Source organism: Nocardia sp. NPDC127526, assembly GCF_042672265.1.
Taxonomy (GTDB): domain Bacteria; phylum Actinomycetota; class Actinomycetes; order Mycobacteriales; family Mycobacteriaceae; genus Nocardia.
In genome coordinates, this window is record NZ_JBHXVO010000001.1 from 608,737 (window position 1) to 617,591 (window position 8,855).

Here is an 8,855-nt window from a genome sequence, read left to right on the forward strand (position 1 = left end):
AGGCGGCGGAGTCTCGCCTCCATGTCCCGTGATCCGTAACTTGCCATCAAATGCGCACGACCACAATGGATCTCGGTGGAATTGGCTCAGATGGTCATAACTCCGCCCGTGGCGTCATGATCATCAGTCGATCATCGCTGGTGGTCAGGCCCGCAGGCGATGGCGGATCTCGGCGGTGAGGTCGGCGGCGGTGTCGTGGAGGGCGTCGAGGAAGGGGTGGTGGGCGGTGTCGGTACCGCGGCGGTAGGCGAGCACGGTGGGGCGGACGGCGGCCGGATCGTCGATGCGGGCAATGAAAATCGTTGCGGGGAGGGCGGGTACGGCCAGGCCGGGGACGACCGTGATGCCGAGACCCGCCGCGACCAGGCCCAGTTTGGCGATCCAGTCGCGGGCGATGTGGGCTATGTGCGGATGCCGGGTCGCGCCGGTCCACGCGCCGAGCAGTGCGGTGCGGGATTCGTCGCTGCCGACTATCCATTTCTCGTCGCGCAGGGCGGTCGCGGAGACGGTGGTGCGACCGGCCAGCCGGTGGGCCGCGGGTATGGCGACGTACAGCGAATCATCGAGTAGGGCAGTGATTTCCACCTGTTCAGGGGGTTCGATGACACCGGAGAGAACCGCGAGGTCGATCCGGCCACGTGCGAGTGCGGTCAGCAGGGAGGGGCTGGTGCCTTCCCGGAGGCGGATTTCGGCGGAGGGATGGCGCCCGGCCACTTGCGCGATCGAGCGGGGGACCAGTGCGGCGTGCGCGGTGGCGAAGGCGCCGACGCGCAGCCGGGCGGGTGGGAGCGGATCGCGGAGTTCGTCGCGGGCGGTGTCGAGGGCATCCAGTACGGAATCGGCGTGGCGCAGCACGATTCGGCCCGCCGCGGTGGGGCGGACACCGCGGGCGAGGCGTTCGAACAGGGGATGCCCGGCGGCTTGTTCCATGAGGGTGATCTGACGCGAGATCGCGGACTGGGTGTAGCCGAGGCGTTCGGCCGCCCGGGTGAAGGAGCCGGTGCGGGCGGCCTCGCGCACCACGCGGAGGCCGGAGACGGTGAATTCACCCATGCGAGAATGTGATACCACGTATGCGAGACTTTCGCTGGTCGCATGGGTTCGGCGGTCGTAGGTTCGCTGATGTGAACACCGTGGAGAACAAGAAGATCATTCGAACCGTTTTCGAGCGCCTCGCCGCCGGTGACGGCCGCGCGCTCACCGACGCACTGGCCGAGGACTGCCGGTGGACCTTTCCCGGGCAATGGTCGTGGGCGGGGACCTGGGAGCCGAAAACCGCTGTGCTGCACGGTCTGCTCCGGCCGCTGATGGCGCAGTTCGCCGGTGCCTATCGGATCGAGGCGGAGTGGGTGCTGGCCGAGGCGGACCGGGTGGTGGTGCAGGCCCGGGGGCACGGGGTGACCACCGCCGATGCGGTGTACGAGCAGACCTACTGTTTCATTTTCACCATGGCCGATGGACGGATCGCGGAGGTCGTCGAGCACTGTGACACGGCCCTGGTGGAGCGTGTGCTGGTACGACCCCTCACATGAGGCGCATATGCCTGACCCCCACCGCGGCCCGCCGCAGCCGCTTCCGCAGCGGCCCATCGGTATTCGGCGTGAGCGTCAGCCCGGCCGAGGCGGCGATGCGATCGGCGACATCGGTGATATCGATGGTGTCGGTGTGAATGTGCTCGGCGAATTCGGGCCGCCGCAACGCGGTCAGGCAGCGGTCCACATGATCGACGGCGAAACTCTCGTGCCGCAGCCCCCACAACCCCCGCTCCCGCAGCCGTTTCAGCACGGTCTCGGGCTCCGCGAGCAGCGCGAAATGCCGGACATCATGCCCCTTCTCCCGAAGCCGCCCAACGGTTTCGGCGAAGTACGCGGACTCCACGACCGTCATCGGCGCGATGACGGGCCCGTCATGCTTGCTCAGCACCAGGTCCAGCGCCTCGTACACGCCCTGCCGCCACGCGGGCAGATCCTGGAAATCCCCGCGCAGCTCCCGCGGAATGATGCGATGCAGCCCGAATCCGACCTCCTCCGGATCACAGACCACGCTGCCGGGCAACCGGCGGTGCAGTTCGAATGCGGTCTGAGTCTTGCCACCCCCGAAGGGCCCGTTGATCCACAGCAGCATGATCGCCAGGCTAGCCGAGCTCAGGACTCCAGCAGGATCGTCACCGGACCGTCGTTGATCAGTTCGACATGCATGTGCGCCCCGAATCGCCCCGTGGCAACCGTCGCGCCGAGCTCCCGCAGCGTCGCGGCGAACGCTTCGACCAGCGGTTCCGCCACCGGTCCCGGCGCGGCAGCCGACCAGGACGGCCGCCGCCCCTTCGCGGTATCGGCGTAGAGCGTGAACTGACTGACCACCAGCACCGGCGCACCCAAATCCGCCGCGGATCGCTCGCCGTCGAGGATACGCAGTCGAAACAGCTTGTCCGCCATAGCTTTCGCGGTCGCCTCGGTATCACTGTGCGTGACGCCGACCAGCGCGACCAGACCTTGCGGCGCGCCGTGCGCGGCCGGATCGATCCGCCCGACCACTTCGCCGTCCACCGTCACCTGAGCCGAACTCACCCGCTGCACCAGTACTCGCACGACTCCGATCATCGCAGATTGCGAATTCGACGAAAGATGTACATCCTCGGAATTAGCCCCTTCAGCGAACTCGGGGCTAATGAATGATGTGCCGAGGTATGTCGCGTTCATAGGCTGGACGCCATGACGACAACGACTCTCGCTTCGGCGAATACGATGGCCGCCGGAACCGCCGAAACCGCAGGTTCCATAGCTCTCGCCGGCGGGCTGATCGCCGTCGCCTTCGCCGGCATCGTCCTGTTCATCGCCGCCGTGGTGAGTGTCCTCCGCTCCCGCGGCTACGAGACCGGCGGCAAGGCCATGTGGCTTCTGTTGATCCTGGTCTTCCCGGTTCTCGCCCCCATCGTCTGGTTCATCTGGGGCCGCAACTCCACCATCATGAGCCCACCCCGGCCGACCGCCTGAGCAACGAACGGGCAAGGCTCACCTCTCCGCGCGACCGAGGCCGAATCGAATTTCCTTGCGCGCCATAGTCGGTTCACGTCAGTAGTCTGTGCTGGCACGAACAGTGGAAAACAGGCGGAGCGATAAGTTACCGATGGCACCTGAGAGCAAAGACAACACAGCGTGGCCCGGCCTCATGCAGCAAGCCGGTGCACCGGGGGACCTGCTGCAATTCAAACCCGAATCGGCGCAGAAGGGGATGAACGCGTGTGAGGACCTGGTCGGCCTCATACACGGCTTCAAGAAGGTGGTGACCGACAACAAGCTCGGGAATCTCGAGCAGATCGGCAACCTGACCTCCGGTGAGTTGCTGCGATCGGCGTTCAACAAGCAGGGCAACGATCTGCTGAACGTGTTCGACATCCACATCGCCATCCTCACGAATATGTCCGACACCTTCCTGGCGGCGGCGAAGACGTATGCGCGCGTGGAGAAGATCTCCGAATCGGACTTCAATAAGCTGAAGCTGGGCGAGATCAAGATGCCGACCAAGCCGGAGGGCGACACCGGCTTCAAGCTGCCCAAGGCATCGCGACCGCCGTCCAACTACGGCAGCCTGCCCGGTGATCTCAAGAAGTGGCGCGATGACAAGGGCAAGTCCAAGGTGTCGGTGAGCCTGCACCACCGGGCCAAGGACTCGATGGAATGGGGCGAGCTCTACTCGCTCGGCAAGTCGATGAAGCCCCAGGCCTACGCGCAGGCCGGTGAGGTGTGGGAGGCGCTGGCAAAGCAGGTGGACGCGAAGGTCGGCGATTTCGTGAACACCATTCGGTCGCTGAACAACGAGTGGAAGGGCGCCGGTGCGGATGGCGCGCGGGCGGCCGTCAACCAGTATGCGGAGGATCTCCGGCCGCTCATCGACACCATGAACCAAGTCGGTGCGGAACTGGAGTACGCCGGCGGCTGGATGGCCGCCGTGGAATCCTGTATGCCGCAGAAGACGGAGCGGGGCGGTGGCTGCTGCCCCGGTCCCGACCTGGAGTATTACCGCGGCGAGTACCAGAGCCACTACGTCAAGTGCTCGAACGAGTCCGCCTCGGTGCTCGCCGTCGTTCCGGGGCCGAAGGCCATGGACAAGCCCCAGCAGCCGAAGCCGGAAGAGAAGAAACCGGAAGAGAAGAAGCCCGAGGAGAAGAAGCCGGAGGAGAAACAGCCTCCTGGTAATCAGCAGCCGCCGGGTAATCAGCAGCCGCCGGGTAATCAGCAGCCTCCTGGTAATCAGCAGCCGCCGGGTAACCAACAGCCACCCGGTAATCAGCAGCCGCCGGGTAATCAGCAGCCGCCGGGTAACCAACAGCCTCCTGGTAATCAGCAGCCGCCCGGTAATCAGCAGCCGCCGGGTAATCAGCAGCCTCCTGGTAATCAGCAGCCGCCGGGCAACCAACAGCCCCCCGGCAATCAACAGCCTCCGGGTGGTCAAAACCCGGGTGGCAGCAACCCGGGTGGTCAGAATCAGAATGGCCAGAACAACCAGAACGGCCAGAACAACAGCCAAGCGGCATCGCAGATCGCCAGTGTGCTGAGTGGCCTGATTCAGGCGGCCACCACCGGCATCTCGACCATCGCTCAGTCGCTGCCGTCCATCCTGGAGCAGCTCGACGGCCTACTGGCACAGGACAAGACGGCGGAGATCGCGCAGCTGCTCGGCGTACCCGAGGCGAATGTGGTCTCGGCGCTGGGGCAGGTCCAGCAGTCGCCGGACAAGCTCTCGCAGCTGGGTGAACTGCTGGGCCTGACGGCTCCGGTGTCGCAGCCGATCACAGTCGACGCGGCCGTGCCCGGCGAACCGGCCGTGGCCACGGTTCCGAGTGCGGGATTGCCCTCCGACGGCGGCCCCGTCGGCACGGTCGTCCCGACACCCGAAGCCGGCCAGGTCCAATCCCAGCCCTCCATGCTGACAAACCTGTTCACTCGGGCGGGTCTGGACGAGACCGTCATCAATCCGATCGCGGGTGTGACGGCCGGCGTCATCGAGGGCATGGCCGACGGCGATGACACCGCCGGTGCGGATCGTGCATTCGGTCCGGCGGAGTTCGTCGACACCGTCGTACGCGCCAGCGCCGGACCCGCCCCGCGGGATTCGGGAGCTGAGGCATGAGGACCTGGGAGTTCACCGACGTCGAGTTCAAGGTGCTGTGCTACCGGTATCGGAACGGGTCGGTGCCGTCGCCGCTGGTCTACACCGCGCGCACGCTCTACGAGGACGAGTACGAGCAGGAGCTCGCCGAAACGCGTTCCGAGCTCGACGGCAAGCTCGATCGGAGCTTCGGTGCGATCTTCGAGGCGCTCGTGCAGCCGGATGTGTTCATCGTCTCGCACGCCTGGTGCGACAGCGATATGGACAACCCGGAGAAGCGGATTCGGGTGCACGGCGCGCGCCGTGATCGGCGTGCCTGCCTGGTGATTCAGAAACCCGCCGAAACCCTTTACCACAGTGCGGGATTCACCTTCATCGAATGCGAGCCGGAGGAGCTTCCGGGGCTGGTGGTGGACTACCTGCCCGAGGCCGGAGCCGGGCAGCTGCCCGCCATGACCCTGGTCACCGAGCCCGCGGAAGCCGACCCGTACGAGTACGAGGCGCCACGCTCGGGTGCGTTCGACTCGTTCGACGAGTCGATCGAATCCCGCAGCGTCACCTTCTGGCAGACGCCCGCGGAATGGACCGGGGCGGTGAAGGTGATGCAGGGCCGCTCCAAGTACGGGCCGCGCGGGATTCAGGAGGCGACCATGATCTGGCGCGATCTCCCGGGCGACGGCCGGTATCTGATCGAGATGCACACGGCCGAGGCAACGGCCGTGGGCGCTGATGCGAAGCGTCTCGTCGAACGCATGGATCAGCGCGTGCAGCAGGTGCTGACGCATATGGAAAACCGTGGCGAAGTAGCGGAATGACGAGGAGCCGATTCGGTGGTTCTCGACCGAACCACCGAATCGGCACTCTCCGTTAATGTTCCGTCAACGGAGTGGTCGACCAGACCTGGCAGTGTCACCATGCGATCGGTTCGATCTTGTCGAAACGGTTTGCTGGATAGGTGTATCCGCATGTGGTGCTGGAGGTGATGGCCAGGTGGGCGGCAGTCGACTGGAGTCCTATAAGGATTTGCTGCGGACCGCGAAGTCGAAGACGACCAAGGTGCAGGACGGTATCGATACCGTAGTGAACACCCTGGTCTCCGCCATCGAGTCGCGTGGTGAACCGTGGGGCAACGACACCTTGGGGAAGAACTTCTCCGAGGGAGAGAACGGGTATATCGCCAGCAAAGGCAATATCGTGCAGGGCGCGCGGAACATGTCGGGCACCTTCGGGAACTTCGCCAAGGGCCAGCAGGAAGCGCTGGATTACCTGTCGAGCATGGACTCCGGCAATGCCGGGGCCTACAAGCAGGCCAAGCGGGTGCGATGACCAACGAACGCGCCAAGGCCGATCTGAACGACATTCTGGATGGTTTCGCGCAGCAGATGCGCACCATCACCAAGCTGCAGCAGGACCGCGCCGCGCTGACCGCGACCGCGACCGTGCGCAAGCGGGTGACCGTGACGGTGAATGCCGAGGGCACCGTGATCGAGACCAAATTCTCCTCGGACATCGAGGATCTCGACTACGAGGAGATCGCGAAGGCGATCACCGAGGCCGCGCAGCAGGCCGCCGCCGAGGTGGCGCGGCGTGGCAAGGAGGTGATGGCCCCGGTCTCGCAGGGCGCCCGTCGCCTGCCCAAGCTGGCCGATCTGATCCCCGGCATGCCGGACCTGAGCAAGGAACTGACCATCCCGGCCCCGCCGGTCGTCTCCACCGCACCCCCGAACTCCGCGGAACGCCGTGCGGCGCAACCGGCTTCGGAATCCGATGGCACGGTCACCCGGCGCGGCGGAGCCACCGACTCCGGGTGGTAGGTGTAGCCCGCATTGGGTGATATCGAGTTTCCTGAATCGCTCGAATGGGTGGGCTGGCTGGTCGGCATGGAATGGCCGGACGGCAGCGAGTCCCAGATGTGGGCGCTGGCCGATGATTGGCGCACGGGCGCCGATGGACTGCGAAATCTGCTGTCAGCCATCGACGATGCCAGGTATGCCACCATCGCCGCCTACCCCGAGGGCGAGGGTATGGAGGCCATGGTCAAGGCCTACGACGTCTTGCAGGGCAAGACCAGCGGCAAAGACGACACCTCCATTCAGGATCTCGCGAAGTATTTCGACGATCTCGGTGAATCCGCCTTCTCGACCGGCACCGAGATCGAATACACCAAGCTGATGTTCTGGTCGTCGCTGGCCCTGGCCGCGGCGGAAATCCTGGCGGCGTGGATCTGGCCGCCGACCGCGCCCGCGGTGGAAGCGGTCGTCGTCGCGCTGACGCGCGTCGCGGTACGGATGATCGGCGCCCGCGCGGCCCGCGCCATCGCGACCTACGCGGCGCGGATGGCCGGTGCGGCGGCGGTGAAGTTCATCCTGCGGCACGTCGCCATCGATCTCACCCTGGGCACGGTCCAGGAGATCGCGATTCAGCAGTACCAGGTGAACAACGGCAGGCGGAAGGACATCAACTGGACCCAGGTCGGCATTACCGCCATCAGCTCCGCCGCGGGCGGCGCGGCGGCCGGCCCGTTCGGCGGCTGGCTGGGCAACAAGCTCGGCCGGGCCGGAGTCAATAACTTCGTCAATGCCGGCATCACCAGCGTCGCCTCGGGATTGGTCGGCGCGACAGCGGGATTCGCCGCAGGCACCGGCGCGCAGTTCGGCGTCGACGTGTACAAGGACGGCTGGGACAAAGCCGTCGAGAACCTGAAGAACACCCAGTTCGATCCGCGCATGCTCACCTCTGGCGCCTTCCAGGGCGGACTGTCGGGCCTCAGCCATGCCGGGGCGAACCGGGTCTACGGCGGGCCGGGGGGTGTGCCTCCGATGCCGACCGGCGGCACCAATCCGTACAACGGGCCGCAGGGCACCAACCCGTACAACAGCCCGGGAGGTACCGATCCGAACGGCGGTGACAACGGGAATCGACCGCGCGCCGACAATGGGGCGCAGGGGAATCAGCCGACCGGCGGTGACAACCGGGCGGGCGCGAACGATCCCGCGTCCAACCAGAACGGCCGCGGCGCCAATCCGGACGGTACGGCTCCCCGGCCGGGCGTCGACACCTCTCGCGCGCCCGGGGACAACACAACGCGCCCCATGGGTGCGGACGAAAACCGCTCGGGCGCACCGAATTCGGGCGATACTCGCGCGAGCGATCCGGCGTCGCGGGCCAATGCACCGGAAGGTGATCAGCGCACCGCGCCGGCCGCCGGCGGGCAGCAGCCGGGCGGTCTCCAGACGAATCCCCAGGGTGCGGGCATCGGAACACCGGATACCTCCTCGCCGCATGACACCGGCCGCGACACCGGGCGTACCGATACCTCCGATCGCCCTGCCGCGAACAATAACGAGGGCAGCGGAGCGGCCGGGCGCAATGATCGCCCGGAGGCGGCTCCGGAACCCCGGGGCGGCGAATCGAGTACGACGGCACCGCAGCACTCCGGCGACGGCTCGCCGAGCAGCCCGGCCCGGGATGTCGGCGCGCCCACGGCCGCCGATACGACCGGCAGGTCCATCGATTCCCCCAACGGCACAGGGGATTCGAATCCCGAGTCCCGCGTGAACGCGCGCACTGACGGGGGCCCCGCCGGAAACGCCGACCCGCTGAACACCTCGGACACGACGGCTGGCACGCAACCGGGTGCGGCCGCCCCGGTCATGGGCGCGCCCGCCGCGGGCGGACCGCCGGTGACAGCGGCCGGGGCGGCCCGCCCCGCCAGCGGGCCGACCCGCACCGCGGCACTCGGCAGC

The 8,855-nt window shown here is 66.7% G+C and carries 10 protein-coding genes; 7 read left to right on the forward strand and 3 right to left on the reverse strand.

Features of this window, described 5'->3' with window-relative positions:
- Positions 1 to 144 precede the first annotated feature (144 nt).
- The gene (locus ACFVIV_RS02675) at positions 145 to 1,053 is read right to left on the reverse strand and encodes a LysR family transcriptional regulator (protein ID WP_379193005.1); all 909 of its coding nucleotides are present in this window, start codon (positions 1,051 to 1,053) and stop codon (positions 145 to 147) included.
- A 71-nt stretch (positions 1,054 to 1,124) separates the two neighbouring features.
- Here ACFVIV_RS02675 and ACFVIV_RS02680 point away from each other — a divergent pair, with 71 nt between their 5' ends.
- Positions 1,125 to 1,532, forward strand: coding sequence for a nuclear transport factor 2 family protein (locus ACFVIV_RS02680; protein WP_379193006.1), 408 nt, complete (start codon positions 1,125 to 1,127; stop codon positions 1,530 to 1,532).
- Here the strand turns inward: ACFVIV_RS02680 and ACFVIV_RS02685 are convergent.
- Both ACFVIV_RS02685 and dtd read right to left on the reverse strand, forming a co-directional pair.
- A complete protein-coding gene (locus ACFVIV_RS02685; protein ID WP_379193007.1) occupies positions 1,525 to 2,124 on the reverse strand; it encodes an AAA family ATPase in 600 nt (199 codons plus the stop codon). The genes ACFVIV_RS02680 and ACFVIV_RS02685 overlap by 8 nt on opposite strands.
- A gap of 20 nt (positions 2,125 to 2,144) precedes the next feature.
- Positions 2,145 to 2,588 carry a D-aminoacyl-tRNA deacylase gene (gene dtd, locus ACFVIV_RS02690; RefSeq protein ID WP_379193008.1) on the reverse strand — a complete coding sequence of 148 codons (444 nt, stop codon included), beginning with the start codon at positions 2,586 to 2,588 and terminating at the stop codon, positions 2,145 to 2,147.
- Positions 2,589 to 2,711: 123 nt separating this feature from the next.
- On the opposite strand from dtd, the gene ACFVIV_RS02695 reads away from it, so the two are divergent.
- From ACFVIV_RS02695 to ACFVIV_RS02720, 6 genes are all read left to right on the forward strand, one after another.
- Complete coding sequence (locus tag ACFVIV_RS02695) at positions 2,712 to 2,993, forward strand: PLD nuclease N-terminal domain-containing protein (RefSeq protein ID WP_379193009.1); 282 nt, start codon at positions 2,712 to 2,714, stop codon at positions 2,991 to 2,993.
- Between the two features lie 133 nt (positions 2,994 to 3,126).
- Positions 3,127 to 5,130: a hypothetical protein gene (locus ACFVIV_RS02700; RefSeq protein ID WP_379193010.1), complete on the forward strand. Its 2,004-nt coding sequence runs from the start codon at positions 3,127 to 3,129 to the stop codon at positions 5,128 to 5,130.
- Positions 5,127 to 5,924 carry an ESX secretion-associated protein EspG gene (locus ACFVIV_RS02705; protein WP_379193011.1) on the forward strand — a complete coding sequence of 266 codons (798 nt, stop codon included), beginning with the start codon at positions 5,127 to 5,129 and terminating at the stop codon, positions 5,922 to 5,924. Before ACFVIV_RS02700 ends, ACFVIV_RS02705 begins: the two co-directional genes overlap by 4 nt.
- 175 nt (positions 5,925 to 6,099) lie before the next feature.
- Positions 6,100 to 6,435 carry a hypothetical protein gene (locus ACFVIV_RS02710; protein WP_379193012.1) on the forward strand — a complete coding sequence of 112 codons (336 nt, stop codon included), beginning with the start codon at positions 6,100 to 6,102 and terminating at the stop codon, positions 6,433 to 6,435.
- Entirely contained in the window at positions 6,432 to 6,923 is a 492-nt protein-coding gene (locus tag ACFVIV_RS02715; protein ID WP_379193013.1) for a YbaB/EbfC family nucleoid-associated protein, read from the forward strand. The genes ACFVIV_RS02710 and ACFVIV_RS02715 overlap by 4 nt, the downstream gene beginning before the upstream one ends.
- A 12-nt stretch (positions 6,924 to 6,935) precedes the next feature.
- Positions 6,936 to 8,855: hypothetical protein (locus ACFVIV_RS02720; RefSeq protein ID WP_379193014.1), on the forward strand; the 1,920-nt coding region annotated here is incomplete at its 3' end.

Coding starts and splice junctions, on each gene's coding strand:
- ACFVIV_RS02675 (WP_379193005.1), bottom strand. CDS start 1,053: ATGGGTGAATTCACCGTCTCCGGCCTCCGCGTGGTGCGCGAGGCCGCC.
- ACFVIV_RS02685 (WP_379193007.1), bottom strand. CDS start 2,124: ATGCTGCTGTGGATCAACGGGCCCTTCGGGGGTGGCAAGACTCAGACC.
- ACFVIV_RS02695 (WP_379193009.1), top strand. CDS start 2,712: ATGACGACAACGACTCTCGCTTCGGCGAATACGATGGCCGCCGGAACC.
- ACFVIV_RS02700 (WP_379193010.1), top strand. CDS start 3,127: ATGGCACCTGAGAGCAAAGACAACACAGCGTGGCCCGGCCTCATGCAG.
- ACFVIV_RS02705 (WP_379193011.1), top strand. CDS start 5,127: ATGAGGACCTGGGAGTTCACCGACGTCGAGTTCAAGGTGCTGTGCTAC.
- ACFVIV_RS02715 (WP_379193013.1), top strand. CDS start 6,432: ATGACCAACGAACGCGCCAAGGCCGATCTGAACGACATTCTGGATGGT.